Genomic DNA, 17647 nt, shown 5'->3' with positions numbered 1-17647 from the left:
TGCTAGGTGGATACCCTTCTCGACATGAACGACGTGCCGATCCGTGACGAATCGATCCGGCTGGGCCAGTTTCTCAAGCTGGCCGGACTGATCGACAGCGGAGCGGACGCCAAGGCGGTGATCGGCGACGGCATGGTGCGCGTCAACGGCGAGGTCGAGACGCGGCGCGGACGCCAGCTGCGTCCCGGTGACACCGTGACGTTCGAGGGACGGTCGGCGCGGGTCAGCGGCTGACCCGCGCCGAGACCGGTCAGGCCTTGGCGATCGCGGCCCGCACGCCGTCGCCGACGTCCGCACCGTCGGCTAGCTCGCCCGCGTCCACGACGGTGAACTCGGTGGCCAGGATCTCGCCGGCGATCAGGCCGGCGTGGGTGGCCGCCCACGCCTGCTTGTCGGCCGGCACGGCGAATGTGACGGTGATGCGGTCGGACACGTCCAGCCCCGTCGCCTTGCGCAGGTCCTGCAGTTCGCGGATGCGGTCCTTGACCCAACCTTCGGCTTCGAGTTCCTCGGTCACGGTGCCGTCCAGCACCACCAGCCCGGCGCCGTCCGGCAGGGCTGCGGTCCATTCCGCATCAGCGGCAACGAGTTTCGAGCTGTACTCCGCCGGCAGCAGCACGGCGGGCCCGGCGGTCAGCGTGCCGTCGGGGTTGACGACACCCTCCCCGGCCTTGACCGCCTTGATCGCGGCCTGCACGTCCTTGCCGATACGAGGGCCGGCAACGCGGGCGTTGACGGCCAACTCGAACTTGCCATAGGCGTCGATGTCGTCGGTCAGCTCGACCGCCTTGACGTTGAGCTCGTCGGCGATGAGATCCTTGAAAGGGGCGAGGGCGGACGGGTTATCCACCGCCACAATGAGTTTCGGCAGCGGCAGGCGCACGCGCAGCTTCTTGGCCTTGCGCAAGGAGGATCCGGTCGAGGCCACTTGCCGCACGCGGTCCATGGCCGCGACCAACTCCGGGTCGGCCGGGACCACGCCCGCCTCCGGCCAGTCGGTCAGGTGTACGGAGCGCTCGTCGGTCAGCCCCCGCCAGATCACCTCGGTGGCCAGTGGCAGCAGCGGCGCCGCCAGCCGGCACGTCACCTCCAACACGGTGTGCAGCGTGTCGATGGCGTCGGCGTCCTCTTCCCAGAACCGCGAACGCGACCGTCGCACATACCAATTGGTGAGCGCCTCGGCGAACTGGCGCAGCTGCTCGCAGGCACCGGAGATATCGCACGAATCGAGCGAATCGGTCAGGGTGTCGCGCAGGTCGGCGAGCTTGGCCAGGATGTAGCGGTCCAGCACGTTGGTCGAGTCGGTGCGCCAGGTGCCCTTCTTGGGCGCGTACAGCGCCAGGAACGAGTACGCGTTCCACACCGGCAGCAGCACCTGCCGGACGCCATCACGGATGCCCTGCTCGGTGACGATCAGATTGCCGCCGCGCAGGATCGGCGAGGCCATCAGGAACCAGCGCATGGCGTCCGAGCCGTCGCGGTCGAACACCTCCGACACGTCCGGGTAGTTGCGCAGCGACTTGCTCATCTTCTGGCCGTCATTGCCCAGCACGATGCCGTGTGCCACACAGGTTTTGAACGCCGGGCGGTCGAACAGCGCCGTCGCCAGCACATGCATGGTGTAGAACCAGCCGCGCGTCTGGCCGATGTACTCGACGATGAAATCGCCTGGGAAATGGGCCTCTTCGCTGGCCGAGCCGTCGAACCAGTCCTGATTCTCGAACGGGTAATGCACCTGCGCGTAGGGCATCGAGCCCGAGTCGAACCAGACGTCGAACACGTCCTCGATGCGGCGCATGGTCGACTTGCCGGTCGGGTCGTCGGGGTTGGGCCGCGTCAACTCGTCGATATACGGGCGGTGCAGATTGTCCGGACGGACGCCGAAGTCACGCTCGAGCTCGTCGAGGCTGCCGTAGACGTCGATGCGCGGATAGGCCGGATCATCCGACTTCCACACCGGAATCGGGCTGCCCCAGTAGCGGTTTCGCGAGATCGACCAGTCGCGGGCATTGGACAGCCACTTGCCGAACTGGCCGTCCTTGACGTGCTCGGGGTACCAGGTGATCTGCTGGTTGAGCTCGACCATCCGGTCCCGGAACTCGGTGACCTTGACGAACCACGACGACACCGCGCGGTAGATCAGCGGATTGCGGCACCGCCAGCAGTGCGGGTACGAGTGCTCGTAGGTCTCGTGGCGCAGCAGCACCGGGGCGTTCACCGCCGCCGGGCCGGTGCCGTTCTTCAGATCCTTGATGATCTGCGGGTTGGCCTCGAAGACCTGCTGCCCCTGGTAGTCGGGCACGGTCGAGTCGAACCGGCCGGTCGAATCCACCGGCGTGACCGCCACGATCCCGGCGGCGTCACACGTGGCCTTGTCGTCCTCGCCGTAGGCCGGCGCCATGTGCACGATGCCGGTGCCGTCCTCGGTGGTGACGAAATCGCCCTGCAGCACCTGAAAAGCGTTGTGCGCCTTGTCACTGTCGACGAAGAACGCGAACGGCGGCAGGTAGTGCGTGCCCAGCAGTTCGGCGCCGAGGTAGCTGCCGACGATCACCGGCTCCTCGCCGAACTCACGGGCGTAGGCGGCCAGCCGCGGCTCGGCCAGAACGTAGTTCTGCTCGTCGGGACCCACCACCTGTACGTAGGTCACGTCGGGGTTGACGGCGACGGCCTGGTTGGACGGCAGCGTCCAGGGCGTGGTGGTCCAGACCAGCAGGCGGGCGCCGGCGACCGGGCCGTCGGTCGCGACGAAGCCGACGGTCAGCGCCGGGTCCTGCCGGCTCTGGTAGACGTCGTCGTCCATGCGCAGCTCGTGGTTGGACAGCGGCGTCTCGTCGTTCCAGCAGTACGGCAGCACCCGGTTGCCCTCATAGGCCAGGCCCTTGTCCCACAGCTGCTTGAACGCCCAGATCACCGACTCCATGAAGGTCAGGTCCAGGGTCTTGTAGTCGTTGTCGAAGTCGACCCAGCGGGCCTGGCGGGTGACGTACGACTGCCACTCGTCCGCGTACTTCATGACCGAGGCGCGGCAGGCGTCGTTGAACGCGCCGATGCCCATGGCCTCGATCTGGGCCTTGTCGGAGATGCCGAGCTGGCGCTGCACCTCGAGCTCGGCGGGCAGGCCGTGGGTGTCCCAGCCGAACCGGCGCTCCACCTTGTAGCCGCGCATGGTGCGGTAGCGGGGAACGATGTCCTTGACGTAGCCGGTCAGCAGGTGGCCGTAGTGCGGCAGGCCGTTGGCGAACGGCGGTCCGTCATAGAAGACGTACTCGGGGGCGCCGTCGCGGCGCGCGATGCTGGCGCGGAAGGTGTCGTCGCGGGCCCAGAACTCCAGGACCTCGGTTTCGAGGTCGGGAAAATTCGGTGTGCCGCTTGCGGTCTTGGGGTACGCGCTCACGTCGGGTCTCCAGTGCCGTCAGCACCGATCAGGTGCTCAGTCCAGGCACGGGGACGACGATCTCGCGTCTGGACGCGAGTGCCGCGGTACCACCCCGCTTGCGCACAGCCGACCCCGGAAGGTCGCGCACGTGCGCCGCTCAACTACAGGCGATGACGGGCCCACCCGTTCGGTTCTACTGAGCCGCAGCCGTTCTTCCGAATGCTCCCCGGTGATGGCCGGATCGATGCGAATGCAGCGATTCTAACGGGCGCCGACCGCTCCGGATAACGCCGGACTACTCCGCGACCGGCATGGCCTCCGACGCGAGCTCGATGACGGCGTAGGAGAACTGCTCGGCGAGTTCTTCCACGGTGTAGGGCTCGAACTGATGCCGGGCATACCACCAGTCGACGTGCAGCGCGGCGTCGGCGTGGAAGGCGCGGACCTCGAGCGTGTGCGCCGGGCCCGGGTGCTCGCCGTCGATCGCGGCCATGCCGTAACTGAACAACACGTCGGCAACGTCCTTCGGGTCGGCGGTGGCGGCCGCCAGCGCGCCGCGCACCGTCTGCACCATCGCGGTGGCGTCCACGTCGGATGCCGAGACGGCGTCGACCTCGAGCCGGCGGATGACGGCCAGTCCGCCGCCGGCGCGTTCTTTTGCTGCGGCCACGTCGACCGCGGCTCGGCCGGGCCCGATCACCCGCTCGATCGCGCGGCCGAGTGCCGCGATCAGCAGCACCTCGGCATCGACACCCAGGTATTCGACCGCACCCTCGAGCTCGGCCGTGATCACCGGCGACAGCGGGGCCTCGAGGCGCCGCATGTCGACCGCAGTACCGGCGGTGTCATAACCGCCGAACTCGTAGTCGGCGACGTGCATCGTCGCCGCAGCAGCAGAAGGGAGAACGGCACCGATCTCACCGGCGTACGCAACAGTCATGTGATGCACACTACAACACGATTCCCAAATTTGGGACATAGCTCCCGAAACTGTGACGCCCATGTCAATTACGGCTTAGGTGTCGCAAAAACAGTTGCTAGCAACCAACGGGGGGAAGGGTCTATCGTGGCAGAGTGCCCCGAACAGACCAGAACGGCAGACAGCTCAAGGCGCTGCTCGACTACATCTTCGACGGCGACGTCGAAGCGAGGGAGATCTACGGTGCGCTCGGAACGTCGAGCAGTACGTACTACCGGCGGATCAAAGAGGCCGACTATCCCAACGCGGAAGAGCTCCGCCTGGTGGCCGATCACTTCCGGCTGAGCTATCCCGACCTGCAAGTTCGGTTCGGCCTGATGAGCCACGACGAGGTCATCAACTACATCCAGTCGGCACCCCTCGCGGTTGCCACGGCGGCGCCGGCGGTCCCCAAACGCGCCACGAAATTGTCGGAAATGACGCGACGTGCTGATGCACCGCCGCTCTGACAAGTAAAATCTGAGCAGTCACAAAGCGCTGACACGGGCTTCTAAAAGGCTTCCACCATGGCTCTCACATTTCTCATCACCATCACTCTCGCCTGCATGGCGTGGAGTCTCTGGATCCGTCGCGTCACCTGGTCCTGCCGCTGGGAAGTCGCGGCGACCCTCAACATCGCGCTGCAGGCCGCGGCCGTCGTCCTGATGTCCCCGATGGCCGCCGACACGCTCGGCCGCGCCATCCACTCGATGACCGGCGTCTGGAACCTGCCCGCCTACCTCGGCCACGACTGCTACATCGTGGCCGCCTCGGCCATCGTCTACAACGCCATCGGCCGCCTGGCCGACGATTCGGCCATGCAGAAGATGTTCACGCAGTACATCGAGCGGCCCGCCACCCTGTGCATCCCGATCCTGCTGGCCCTGTTCTCGATGAGCGTGGCCGGACGCGAGTACTCCCCCGACCTGTTCACCATGCCCACCGACGGCTGGCTGGCCGCCTACTGGCTCGTGCTGTGCGGGACGCTGACCTACCTGCTGGTCTTCGGTGCGCGCGCCCTGCTGGTGTTGCGCAAGAACGAGGACTCTCGGCGCATCGCCAACATCTACCTGTTCGCCACCGGCAGCGGCATCCTGGCGTGCGCCACCCGCATCCTGACATCGCTCGTACCGGAGCTGCAGCCGCTCGAGGACGGCAAGTTCGTGTGGGTCTTCGCCTGCATGTGCGGCGGCGTCTTCGCACTGGCGTCCGCGCACTCGTGGCTGATCAAGACCAAGTGGTTCTCGAAGGCCGCCCGCTGAGCCTCCGCCACCGACCGCCGGAGACTCGTCAGCAAAAAGCCTGATACGTCAAAATCTGCGCGTATGCCTTACTCTGCTATCCGGCACCCGGTGTCAGTTTGACTGTGTTTCACCGCCTTCGACGGCACCCGGCCCTCACCCCTGCCCGTATACCCCCGAGGAGGAAGTGTCCGTGATCGAGTCGTCTCTGCCGGCCGTCCTGCGCGAGCGCGCCAGCCTGCAACCCAACGACCTGGCTTTCACGTTCATGGACTACGACACCGACCCCGACGGTGTGGCGAAGACGCTCACCTGGGCTCAGCTGTACCAGCAGAGCGTCGCGGTGGCCCACGAACTGCGCCAGCACGGTGAGATCGGCGACCGTGTGGTCATCGTCGCCCCGCAGTGCCTCGAATACGTCGTCGGATTCCTCGGCGCCCTCGAGGCCGGCATGATCGCCGTCCCGCTGACCCAGCCGATCATGGGTCACCACGACGAGCGCGTCATCTCGGTCATGAAGGACGCACAACCGGTCGTCGCCCTGACCACCGCGGCCAGCAAGGACGCCGTCGCGCAGTACGCGACGCCCAACGACGACGGCCGCAGCCCCGTCGTCCTGGCCGTCGACGAACTGGACCTGGAGACCCGTCGTAAGCCGTTCTCCCGCCGCGAAGTTCGGCCCGAGACCGCGTACCTGCAGTACACCTCCGGCTCGACCCGCACGGCCGCCGGTGTGATGGTGTCGCACCGCAACGTCTCGGCCAACTACGAGCAGATGATCGCGGTCTTCTTCTCCGAGTGGGGCAAGGTCGCTCCTCCGGGAAGCACCGTCGTGACGTGGCTGCCGCTGTACCACGACATGGGCCTGCTGCTCGGCGTGTGCACGCCGATCCTCGGCGGCTGGCACACCGTGATGACCAGCCCCATCTCGTTCCTGGTCAAGCCCGCCCGCTGGATGCAGCTGATGGGCAGCCACAAGAACGTCATCACCGCCGCGCCGAACTTCGCCTTCGACCTGGCCGCCGCGCGGACCACCGACGAGGACATGGCCGGCAAGGACCTGAGCACCGTGCTGACGGTCTTCAGCGGCGCCGAGCGCGTGCAGCCGACCACCGTCAAGCGCTACATCCAGCGCTTCGCCAAGTTCGGCCTTCCGGGCAAGGCCGTCCGGCCGAGCTACGGCCTGGCCGAGGCCACCCTCTACGTGGCATCGCGGGAATCGGGCGAGCCGCCGACCGTCGTGGAATTCGACACCGAGAAGCTGGCCGACGGCATCGTCGAGCGCGTCGAGTCCGGCAGCCCGCTGGTGAGCTACGGCTTCTCGCCGTCGCCCCTGGTTCGCATCGTCGACCCGGAGACCCGCCGCGAAGCCCCCGAGGGCACCGTCGGCGAAATCTGGACGCACGGCGAGAACGTGTGTGCCGGGTACTGGAACAAGCCCGAAGAGACCGAGAAGACCTTCCGCGGCGTGCTCGAGGACGCCCCCGAGGGCACCCCGTCGGAGTACTGGCTGCGCACCGGCGACCTCGGCTTCATCTCCGAAGGCTCGCTGTTCATCATCGGCCGGATCAAGGACCTGCTGATCATCCGTGGCCGCAACCTGTACCCCGACGACATCGAGGCCACCGTCAGCGCCGTCTCGGGCGGCCGCACCGCCGCCGTCGGCTTCGAGGAGGACGGTGTCGAGCAGTTCGCCGTCGTCATCGAGATGAAGAAGCGCGGCGAGACCGAGGACGAGGTCCGCGAGAACCTGGCTCAGGTGAAGCACGACATCACCTCTGCCATCTCGCAGGTGCACGGCGTGAACGCCGCCGACCTCGTGCTGGTGGGCCGGGGTTCGATCCCGATCACCACGAGCGGCAAGATCCGCCGCCAGGCCTGCACCGAGCTGTACCGCAAGGGTGCCCTGGCGCGCCTGGACGCCTGATCCCCCGGGACCAGGCTGCGCACCGCGCGGCCTGGTCCGAGGTGGCGGCCGCCGGCGCTATGCGCGGGTCAGGAGAATATCGGTACGCCGCGTCGGTGCGGTGTGCAATTCATTGAGCGGACCGGCTTTCCATTTGAGATACCAGGCATTGCTGTAGCCGTTCTCCACTTCGTAGGCGGCGAAGTTTTGCTGAATGCGTTTGAACAGCACATCGAAAGCGGCCTGGTCGTCTTCGGGATTGGCTTCGAAGATGATGCTCATATTGTCGGGAAACGCGTCGATGTGATCGAAAATATCGCTGAGTATTGTTGTTTCAGCACCTTCGATATCCATCTTGATCAGGCGCACACGTGCCAATTCCTCCGGCGCGAGAATATCCAGCAACGGCGCGGCGGCGACCGTCGCGCATTTCTTTCCCTTCCGGGACGGCAACGTCGTGGTGGCCCCGATGTTGCGGGGACCGAAGTCGTACAGGTCCAGTTCGCCCGCATGGTCGGAAACCGCAACATTCACGGGCCGGACGTGGTCGGCGAGATCGGGGTTACTTTCCAGATTGCGCAACATCTTTCGGTAGATGTGGGGTGCCGCCTCGATGGCGACGACGTCGGCCCGCGTCGCCGCGAGCAGGGAGTCGTAGCCGATGTTCGCGCCGATGTCGACGAACAGATCTCCCGGCGTGAGGCTGCTTTCGATGATGCGCGAAATGGCGGGTTCCCACACGCCGTAGTAGATGATGCTCCGCTGAATTGAATCGACGGGGTCGCAATGAATGGTCGCCCCGTAATAGGTGGTCGCGTCGCGTGGTTTTCTGAGCCCGAGCTGGTACCAGTCGAGAATGCCACCCCCGATCCATCCCGGGAGTGGCCGCAATGAGTCAACGAATTTCCGGAGCTCCATGGCGATCGAATGTCCTGTTCTTCAGAGTCGCGGTGCGGGCGAATCTGGTCGCCGCACAGAACATCGACCCCGAACTCCCCCGCCGGACGTCAGGAATTCAATCAGGTTTATTGACGAGAAAGTTCAATTTCTCGGAAATTCGACAGCGGCTCAGCCGAAGAAGCCGCGGTGCTGTACCGCTCCGGCGGCCTCGAAGGCCGTCGTCATCTGGCAGGCGTCACAGGTGGCCGCGTAACCGCACTCCGGGCACGGTTCGACCTCGTCGGACTCCCGGCGGGCCTTGCGCTCGGCCAGCAGCCGTTCGGTGGCAGCCGCGGCCTCCGCTTCCTCGGCCTCTTCCCGCTTGCGCCGCGGCGACTTGGACGGCCACCAGTTGGCGTCACCGAGCAGCGCCGCGGTCGCCGGCACGGTCACCGTACGGACGATGAACGTGTCCAGCAGCAGGCCGACACCGATGATGAAGCCGAGCTGTACGGCGCCCAGGATGCTACTGACGGTCATCGCGAGCATCGACGCCGCGAAGATCAGGCCGGCAGAGGTGATGACGCCGCCGGTCGCGGCGACCGTTTTCACGATCGCCGAGCGCACGCCCCATTTCGCTTCGTCACGTATTCGGGATATCAGCAGCAGGTTGTAGTCGGCGCCGACCGCCACCAGCACCAGGAACGCGATACCCGGCACACTCCACGAGATGTCGTATCCCAATATGAACTGGAAGAACACCACCCCGATGCCCAGCGCCGAACCGTACGACAGCACCACCGACAGCACCAGGTAGAGCGGTGCCACGACGGACCGCAGCAGCTGCACCAGGATCAGGAACACCACGATCAGCGTCACGATGACGATGTACTGGATGTCGCTGTTGTAGTAGTCGCGGATGTCGCGGTTCACCGCGGACAGACCGACCATCGACACCTTGGCGTCGGACAGCGTCGTGTTGGGCAGTGCCGTCTGGGCCGCCTTCACGATCGCGTTGGTCTGGTCCATGGCTTCCGTGCCGAACGGGTTCAGCGCCGTCTGCACCAGGTAGCGCACCGTGTGGCCGTCCGGGGACACGAACAGCGTCGCGGCCTTCTCGAACTCGTTGCGGCTCAGGATCTCCGGTGGCACGTAGAAACCGGCCATCTGCGGGGTGTTGGCGTCGCGGCGCATACCGAGCAGGAACGACGAGGCCTGGTTCAGGCCACCGCCCATGCCACGGACCTGGTCGACCAGCAGCTTCACACCGTCGGCGAGCTGCTTGCTCGAGTCGGCCAGCAGGTTGACGCCGTCGACCGCCTGCTGCAGGCGCCGCTCCAGATCCGCGGTGTCGTACAGCCGCAGCTGCTTGAGCAGGCTGGTGATGCTCTCGATGTTGGTGCCCATCCCGCGCACCTTGTCGTCCATCCCGGGGTCACTCTTGTACTGCTGCAGCATGTGGCCGAGGTTGATGACCTTCTGCACGGTCTCGGGGTCGTTGCCCTCGTTGACGTTCTGCAGGCCGATCTTCAGGTCGTTGCACGCCGGGTAGTAGTTGCAGAACGGCGTCGCATTCAGCGTCTCGAGCGCTTTCCCGGACCACTTGTAGACGTCCCCGACGCGGACCAGCTGCCCACCGACAGCGTCGCCCAGCGACGTCATCTGGGACACCATCTTGGCCGACTTGTCGAGATCGTCCAGCGTCTTCGACCCGCCGTACTGCTTCTGCAGCGCCGACATCTGGGTCAGCATCTGCCGCACCGGGCCGATGCCACCGAGCACCTGCGTGCGGATCTGGTTGAGCGCGTCGGCGAGCTGGTACTCGCCGTCGACCAGCTTCTGCAGCAGCGCGTCATTGCCGTTGATGAGGTTCGAGGCGTCCTTGAGCTTGCTGCCGACCTCACCGGCCTGGTAGGTCGCCTTGGCCTGCTCCAGGACGTCACCGGTGGGACGCGTGATACCGCGGACGGCGTCGATGTGCGGCAGCTGCGCGACGCGCTGCGCCATCTGCTCCATGTCGGCGAGCGACTTCGGGGCACGCAGGTCACGCGGCGACTGGATCAGGATGAACTGCTGCATCGTCGTACTGATCGGGAAGTGCTTGTTCAGCGCCGTGTAGGCGACGTTGCTCGCCGCGTCCGGGTCGAGGTCTTTGCGGTTGTCGTAGTTGTAGCGGACCATCGTCGCGCAGCCGGCGAGCGCCAGCAGCACCGCGAGGCTGCCGGCCAGGTGGGTCACCGGGCGGCGCACGATGTTCACGCCGGACCGACGCCAGAACTTGCCCGTCATGTCCTTGCGCGGCTTGATCCAGCCGCGGCGCCCGACCAGGACGATCAGCGCCGGCAGCATCGTCACGGAGGCGAGGAAGCCGATCAGCACGGTCACGGCCAGCGCCGGCCCGATGGTGGCGAAGACCCCGAGCGTGGCGAACGAGAGCGCCAGGAACGTGATCGCGACGGTGCCGGCCGAGCCGGCGATGACTTCACCGATCGACGTGAGCGCCGATACCAGCGCCTGATCGGTGGCGACGCCTTGTCTGATGAACTCCTGATATCGACTGAACAGGAATATGGCGTAGTCGGTCCCGGCACCCATCATCATGCCGGTCATCAGCACCAGGGTCTGCGGTCCCACCGCGAGACCCAATAGTCCCAGTCCCGCCACCAATTGTTGCGCCACGATGAGCGAGACACCGATGGTGACGAGCGGCAGCAACATCGCGACCACGCTGCGGTACACGATGATCAGGATCGAGAAGACGAGGATGCCGGTGGCCGTCTCGATCATGTGCTGATCGCGGGCACCGATGTCGTTGATGTCCTGGAAGGTGGCCGACGCACCCACGATGTTCAGCGTCAGGTCGCTGCCCTTGACCACCTCTTCGATGGTCTTCTTGGCATTGCGGTACGCCAGCTGGCCGGGACCGGTGCCCATGCTGCCGACGAGGCTGACGGGCAGCTGCACCGCTTTGCCGTCCTTGCTGGCCATCACCTGGCGCAGCTCGGGGATGTGGATGAAGTCCTGCGTGGACCGGACGTTGGTCTTGTCGGCGTTGAGCTTGTCGACCAGGCGCCGGTAGACCTCTTCGTCTTCCTTGCTGAAGCCCTTGTCGTTCGTCAGCAGGACCACCGCGATGTTGCCGGCGTCCGCCTCGCGGAACGCGTTCTTCATCGCGTTGCTGGCGATCAGCGTCGACGAATCGGGCGGCAGGAACGGCGGCGGGCGGCGGCTGGCCACGTCGACCAACGTCGGAAGAGCGAGAAATAGAACGATCGCGATGCCGACCCAGGACGCCAAAACCACGACGGGACGCCGCACCACGAACTTGCCGAGTGCGGCGAAACCCGCATGTGCCAAAGCACCGCTTGGCCTGGCACGTTTCAGCATCCCCGACAGGCTACACGCCGCAAACGGATCTGATGCACCGACCGGCACCCCAATATCGACGCCGCCAAAGAGCCGCATTGCTGTCGCCATGCTGTAATCGGGTGTGCCACTGATGAAGTCACCCACCCCCCGCCGTGCCTACGGGCATCCGGCGCCCTCGTTGCCATTCATGCCCCAGCAATGCGGAGATCAGCGGCAGACCGATATGTGTGGCATTCTGTGAAGTTTGCTATCGCCATTCATGGCACGCGTGGAGACATCGAGCCCAGCGGCGCCGTGGCCAGAGAATTGCTGCGCCGCGGCCACGAAGTTCGCATGGCGGTGCCGCCGAATCTGGTTTCGTTCGTCGCGTCGGCGGGCCTTCCCGAGCCTGCCAGCTACGGCGTGGATTCTCAGCAGCAACTGGATGCCGACATCTTTCGTGACCACTTGAGCATCAAGAACCCCGTGAGTGTCGTCCGCGAACTCCGGGACTACATGACGCAGGGCTGGCAGGACATGAGTGCCACCCTCACGGAGGTCGCCGCGGACGCGGATCTGCTGCTCGCGGGGACCACCTATCAGGAGGTCGCCGCCAACGTCGCCGAGCATTTCGACATCCCGCTGGCCGCGCTGCACTACTTCCCGTTCCGCCCCAACAGCCAGGTGCTGCCGGTACCGCTGCCACTGCCGCTGATCCGCCGCGGCTTCGCCGTCGGCGAGTGGTTCCACTGGCGCATGCTCAAGGAGGCCGAGGACATCCAGCGGCGCACCCTGGGCCTGCCGCCGGCCACCGTGCGGGCGGTCCGGCGCATCGAGGACCGTGGGGCCCTGGAAATCCAGGCCTACGACGAGGTGCTGTTCCCCGGCCTGGCGGCCGAATACGGCGACGCCAAGCCCCTCGTCGGATCCATGTCGATGGAGCTGCAGACCGACACCGACGCCGACGTGATGGCGTGGATCGCAAATGGCAAGCCGCCCATCTATTTCGGCTTCGGCAGCATGCCGGTGGAATCCCCCGCCGAGGCCGTCGCGATGATCGACGCGGTGTGTGCCGAACTCGGCGAGCGGGCGCTGATCAGCTCGGGCGTCTGGGATCTGCCGGACACCACCACGCTGGGCGACCACGTGAAGCTGGTCGGTGCCGTCAACCACGCCGCGGTGTTCCCGCTGTGCCGGGCCCTGGTGCACCACGGCGGCGCCGGCACCACCGCGGCCGGGTTGCGTGCCGGGGTACCGACGGTGGTGCTGTGGGTCAGTGCCGATCAGCCGGTGTGGGCCGGGCAGGTCAAGAAGCTGCGGCTGGGCGCATCGCGCCGGTTCTCGAAGACCACGCCGGCGTCGCTGAAATCCGCGCTGCGCACCGCGCTGCAGCCGGAGTGCGCCGAGCGAGTGCGGGCTGCTGCCGCGCGCATGACGAAGCCCGCGGACAGCGTCGCACGCACCGCGGATCTGTTGGAAAAGGCCGCCCAGGCCCGTTAGGGGCCTGGGCGGGACCGCCCGTCAGTAGATGGTCAGCGGCGTGAGGTCGAATTCCTCGAGCGTCTCGCGGACGAGCTCGCGCAGCATGGCCCGGCTGTTCTCGGCCCCCACCTGGTAGCCGACGATGCCGAGGTTCACCCGGCCGTTGTAGCGGCCGGACGCGACCACCAGCAGGCCGCCGGGCCGCTCGATGTCGGCCCGCTTGACCTTCTGCTCGACGCCCCAGCAGTTCAGGAACGTCGCCTGGTTGACGCCGTCCGGGCGGCACATCAGGTCCGGCAGCTCGGCGAAGTTGGAGCACGTCACCGGCATGTCGCCGAGCACCAGGTCGGCCGTCTTGTTCACCGCGCGCAGCGGGATGAACGGCGTCAGCGGCAGCAGGATGAACGACTCGTCCGGCTGCTCCTTGGCCGTCGACAGGGACGTACGCAGCGCGCCCCGCAGATCCGTCAGGTCCTTGGCGACGTGCGTCGGGTCGACGGTGAGGTTGGCGAACGCCATGGCGTTGGCCCGGGTGTCCTCCATCGAGGTCCGGTCGTTGACGGCCACCATGAGCGCAATGTTGTTGTCGTGCTTGCGATGCCGTTCCATCCGCACACCGAGCCGGGCGGCGAACGCCGCCGCCAGGGAGTAGGTGTTGCCGCCGAGCGTGGCGCACTTGGCGTCCCACTGCTCGACGTCGATGTGGGTGCCGGCGAACGGCAGCAGCACGTACTCGTCGGGGTTGCCTGCCGTCACCGCGGGCCGGGTGTCACCGGACTTGGAGATTTCGTGACGCCGGCGGTGCAACATCTTGGCGGCGGCCACCACCGTGCGCCGGACCTCGGGCCAGTCCCGCCGCGCCTGACGCAGGTCGGCGCGCAGACCCTGCCAGCGGGTGCGGGAGCCCGGCTGGGCGTAACCCAGATCGCGGCCCTGCCCGAGCACCGACTCCATGATCGCGGCCACCGCACCGGTGCCGTCGATCAGGCAGTGCGACAGCGCCAGCGCGACACCCGTCGAACCGTCGCTGAACTTCTGGACGCCCAGGTGCCAGCCGGGACCGTGCTCCGGATCGATCGGGATCTGCGACCGCTCCTCCAGCCAGTCGGTCAGTTCCGAACGCGGGCGGGCGGTTTCGACGATGTCCAGCGGGCGCTCGACAGCCGGCGCGGCCACCCAGCGGGCCCGGCCGAACGGCAGCGGCGAGCGCTCGATGCGCCGGGCCGCCAGGCTCCGGCCGAAGTTCTCGTGGAAGCGGCGCAGGCCGTCGAGGTCGACGGGTCCTTCGTAGAACCACAGCGCCAGCATGACCTGGACCCGACCGCTGGCCCGGTACGACAGGAAGGTCGCCTCGTCCATGTAGTCCAGCCGGTCCTGCGGACGGTCCAGTTCCGGGGGCAGCTTGGCGAACCGGCCGCGGCCGGTTCCGTTCGACCGGGTATCAGTGGACAAAATAGACCTGGCCCTTCACTTCGGTTATTCGGTTGTCGAACTTGGGATTACGCGGATTATTCGTAGACCGCGGTGAGGCCGAACTCGGCCAGCGTCGCTTCCACGTGCGCACGCAACGTCGCCTTGGTGTTCTCGGCGCCCGGCTGGTAGCCGATGACCGCCATCGACACCCGGCCGATCAGCTGCATCGAGATGACGGTGAGGATGCCCTTGCGGTGCTCCATGACCGCACGCGGCACCTGACCGTCGACCCCGCGGGCCATGACGTACTCGGCGGGCGTCCCGTCGACACGCGCCAGATCGTCCGGCAGCACACCGAGGTTCGAGCAGAACACCGGGAGCTCACCGAACCCGACCGCGATGTCCGCGGCCTGGATGACGGCCCGCTTCGGGATGAACGGCGTCAGCGGCAGCAGCTCCAACTTCTCGTCGGGCTCCTCGCGCATCTTGCGCAGGGCTTCCTTGATGACCGCCCGCGTCTCCGTCAGATCGTCGGCGACGCCCTTCGGATTGACGCGGGCATCACCGATCAGCACCGCGTTGGCACGGGTGTCCTCGAGCGTGCGGTCGTTGATGGGCACCACCAGCGGCACCACGCCCTCGGCCTCGCTGAACCGGCCCATCCGCTCGGACAACCGCGCCGCGAACCCGGCGATCAGCGCGTAGCTGTTGCCGCCGAGCGCCTTGGCGCGCGCGTCGAACTCCGCGGCGTCGATGAACGCCCAGATCGCCGGCACCAGCAGGTTTTCCTTGGCGCTGGCCTCATCCAGGTGGGCTGCCGCCGACTTTCCGGAACGGCGCAGCTCGCTGCGCTTCTGGTAAGCCTGCTTGGCCGCCGATTTGATCGAGCGCCCGAGTTCGGGCAGGTCGCGGAAGGTCTGGCGGAAGTCGGCACGCAACGCCTGCCATGACGACCTGGTCCGCGGCTGCGGCAGACCGAGGTCGCGCAGCTGGCCCGTCACCGACTCGAACACCGTCAGCATGGCACCGCCGCCGTCGCCGATGCAGTGTGAACCGACGAGGCTGACGACCGTGGCGCCGTCGTCGAGCGGCTGCACACCCATGTGCCAGGCCGGGCCGAACTCCGGGTCGACGGGGATCTGCGCATGCTCGTCGAGGAAGTCGCCGAGCTCGGCCCGCGGACGCACGGTCTCGTACACCCGCAGCGGCGCCGGCGGCCCCAGCGATGACACCCACCGGTGCCGGCCGAACGGCAGGATCGACGGCTCGATGCGCCGACCGGCCAGGCCGTGACCGAAGTTGTAGTGGAACCGGCGCAGGCCCTCCATGTCGACGGGATGCTCGTAGACCCAGACGCACTGCATGACAGCGGCCTGGCCGGTGGCCCGCAGGCCGAGGAACATCGCCTGGTCGACGTAGTCGAGCACGCGGCTCTCATCACCGTCGTTGTTGTCTGCCAACCAGCGGCGCAACAAAGGCACGCGCGGCGGGCGCGTGGAGGTCGTCACAACTCAGCCCTTCACAGCTCGAATCAGTTCGCTGCGGCAACCGTTGTGGCGCAAGGCTTCCGAACGTCCCGCACCAGAACCGCCGTCGGCGACCCGCAGGTACACCGCGCGCATCGCGTGCAGGTACTTGTCCACCGATTCACGGGCGATGGGGTTGTCCGGGTAGGCGATGGTGACCGAGGTTTCCTTCTCGGAACGGTTCACCCAGATGCCGATCTGGTACGCCGAGCGCGCGTCGCTGTAGACGCGGCCGTTGAGCCGTTCCCACTCGTTCATGATCGCCGGCGACAGCGGCGGCAGGTTGGTGTCGAGGTACGACACCATCGGCACGCCCGGGTCGGCCTTGCGGATGCCCGGCACCTTGCCCTCGGCCAGTTCGAGCACGCGCTCGAACGGGACGTGTGCCAGGTCCATGCCGGCGTCGAACGCCTTCTGCATGGCGCGGGCGGTGTCGCCGAACGACTCCGGCACCACCGGGACGCTGATCGGCACGACGCCGGTGAACCAGCCCGTCGTCATGAACTCGGCCGGGGTGCGGCGCGTCGTGGTCGGGGTGATGACGTTGTAGATCGGCCGGCCGGTCAGCTCGTGCTCGGCGAGCGCCGCGCACGCGATGACGCCACCGATGACGCGGGCACCCGCGGACAGGCAGGCCGACTCGAACCGCTCCGACTGGTGCTTGTCCATCAGCCGAACCGTCAGCATCTCACCGCCGCAGGGCACCGACGGGTCGCCGAGGGGCAGCGGGAAGCACGGCAGGGTGCCGTCGTTGGCCTCGGCGAACTTGATCCAGTCCTTGACCTCCGGCGACTCGAGCGTCAGCGCCGACGTGAACTCCGCCTGCTTGATGCAGTAGTCGTCGTAGCTGCCGGCATCGGCCAGCGGGATCGGCGGGGCGCCACTGACGAGAGCCGCGTACATCAGGTGGATTTCGACGAGCACCAGTCCCATCAGCAGTGCATCGGTGTGCACGTGGTCGATGCTGAAGTAGAAGGTGAAGTGGTCGTCGCGCTGGATGATCCCGAAGTGGAAGCAGTCCCACTGCAGCGGATCGGGCGTCGCGAGGACGTGGTCGCGCCACTGCTGCGCGTTCATCTCGCCGTGCTCGGTGGCCACCAGCTTGATGTCGCGCGGGCTCTTCGCCGTCCGGCGGACGACGACGTCGTCTTCCGTCAACTCGAACCAGCTGTGGAACGTGTCATGCCGCCGCACGTAGGCGTTGATGACGTGCGTCATGGCCCGGACGTCGCACTTGCCCGGCATGTCCCATGCGGCGATGTTCAGCCGGGCCATGTCCGTGCCGTTGCGCTCGTGCGAACGGAACGCGCGGATGTGCTGGCTCTGCTGGTAGCTGACCGGCACCGGGCTGACCGGTGCGTTGCGCAGCTTGGCAAGCGATGCAGACGAAGGGTTCCAGGAAGTCAGAACACCCGAGGAACCCATCCAGTCATGGATGGTCCTAATCGCAACCATGTTCACTCTCCTGTGCTTCGGTGAATTCAGCGCGCGGCTTCTGTGACGCCCTACTCTGAC

Annotated in this window: 12 protein-coding genes; 5 read left to right on the top strand and 7 right to left on the bottom strand. The window is 66.7% G+C overall.

Annotation, left to right across the window (positions count from 1 at the left end; genetic code table 11):
• Window positions 1–24: 24 nt before the first annotated feature.
• Complete coding sequence (locus ACJH6I_RS02690) at window positions 25–234, top strand: RNA-binding S4 domain-containing protein (protein WP_406783680.1); 210 nt, start codon at window positions 25–27, stop codon at window positions 232–234.
• A 16-nt stretch (window positions 235–250) separates the two neighbouring features.
• Here ACJH6I_RS02690 and ileS read toward each other — a convergent pair whose 3' ends face one another.
• Both ileS and ACJH6I_RS02680 read right to left on the bottom strand, forming a co-directional pair.
• The gene (gene ileS / locus ACJH6I_RS02685; RefSeq protein WP_406783679.1) at window positions 251–3397 is read right to left on the bottom strand and encodes an isoleucine--tRNA ligase; all 3147 of its coding nucleotides are present in this window, start codon (window positions 3395–3397) and stop codon (window positions 251–253) included.
• A gap of 277 nt (window positions 3398–3674) precedes the next feature.
• Window positions 3675–4319, bottom strand: coding sequence for a hypothetical protein (locus ACJH6I_RS02680; RefSeq protein WP_406783678.1), 645 nt, complete (start codon window positions 4317–4319; stop codon window positions 3675–3677).
• Between the two features lie 134 nt (window positions 4320–4453).
• Here ACJH6I_RS02680 and ACJH6I_RS02675 point away from each other — a divergent pair, with 134 nt between their 5' ends.
• The 3 genes from ACJH6I_RS02675 to ACJH6I_RS02665 all read left to right on the top strand — a co-directional run bounded on the left by ACJH6I_RS02675 (window position 4454) and on the right by ACJH6I_RS02665 (window position 7505).
• Window positions 4454–4807 (top strand): hypothetical protein, encoded by a 354-nt coding sequence (locus ACJH6I_RS02675; protein WP_020100525.1) that lies wholly within the window; start codon window positions 4454–4456, stop codon window positions 4805–4807.
• Window positions 4808–4864: 57 nt separating this feature from the next.
• A complete protein-coding gene (locus ACJH6I_RS02670; RefSeq protein ID WP_212811495.1) occupies window positions 4865–5599 on the top strand; it encodes a hypothetical protein in 735 nt (244 codons plus the stop codon).
• Between the two features lie 166 nt (window positions 5600–5765).
• Complete coding sequence (locus ACJH6I_RS02665; RefSeq protein WP_305798685.1) at window positions 5766–7505, top strand: AMP-binding protein; 1740 nt, start codon at window positions 5766–5768, stop codon at window positions 7503–7505.
• A gap of 57 nt (window positions 7506–7562) precedes the next feature.
• On the opposite strand, the gene ACJH6I_RS02660 is transcribed toward ACJH6I_RS02665, so the two are convergent.
• Together ACJH6I_RS02660 and ACJH6I_RS02655 are read right to left on the bottom strand one after the other, a co-directional pair.
• A complete protein-coding gene (locus tag ACJH6I_RS02660) occupies window positions 7563–8402 on the bottom strand; it encodes an FkbM family methyltransferase (protein ID WP_406783677.1) in 840 nt (279 codons plus the stop codon).
• A gap of 150 nt (window positions 8403–8552) precedes the next feature.
• Window positions 8553–11750 (bottom strand): RND family transporter, encoded by a 3198-nt coding sequence (locus ACJH6I_RS02655; RefSeq protein WP_406783676.1) that lies wholly within the window; start codon window positions 11748–11750, stop codon window positions 8553–8555.
• A gap of 219 nt (window positions 11751–11969) precedes the next feature.
• On the opposite strand from ACJH6I_RS02655, the gene ACJH6I_RS02650 reads away from it, so the two are divergent.
• Window positions 11970–13211, top strand: a complete 1242-nt coding sequence (locus tag ACJH6I_RS02650) for a glycosyltransferase (protein ID WP_406783675.1) — start codon at window positions 11970–11972, stop codon at window positions 13209–13211.
• A 21-nt stretch (window positions 13212–13232) separates the two neighbouring features.
• On the opposite strand, the gene ACJH6I_RS02645 is transcribed toward ACJH6I_RS02650, so the two are convergent.
• From ACJH6I_RS02645 to ACJH6I_RS02635, 3 genes are read right to left on the bottom strand one after another with little or no spacing between them, the layout of a single operon-like run.
• Complete coding sequence (locus ACJH6I_RS02645; RefSeq protein ID WP_318984605.1) at window positions 13233–14645, bottom strand: hypothetical protein; 1413 nt, start codon at window positions 14643–14645, stop codon at window positions 13233–13235.
• Between the two features lie 56 nt (window positions 14646–14701).
• Window positions 14702–16114 (bottom strand): hypothetical protein, encoded by a 1413-nt coding sequence (locus ACJH6I_RS02640; RefSeq protein ID WP_318984604.1) that lies wholly within the window; start codon window positions 16112–16114, stop codon window positions 14702–14704.
• 3 nt (window positions 16115–16117) lie between these two features.
• A complete protein-coding gene (locus ACJH6I_RS02635) occupies window positions 16118–17587 on the bottom strand; it encodes a condensation domain-containing protein (RefSeq protein ID WP_318984603.1) in 1470 nt (489 codons plus the stop codon).
• Between the last annotated feature and the right edge of the window lie 60 nt (window positions 17588–17647).

Source organism: Mycobacterium sp. SMC-13 (assembly GCF_045311035.1).
GTDB lineage: Bacteria > Actinomycetota > Actinomycetes > Mycobacteriales > Mycobacteriaceae > Mycobacterium.
The sequence above is the reverse complement of the archived record's forward strand: the minus strand, read 5'-3'. Positions and strand labels throughout refer to the sequence as shown.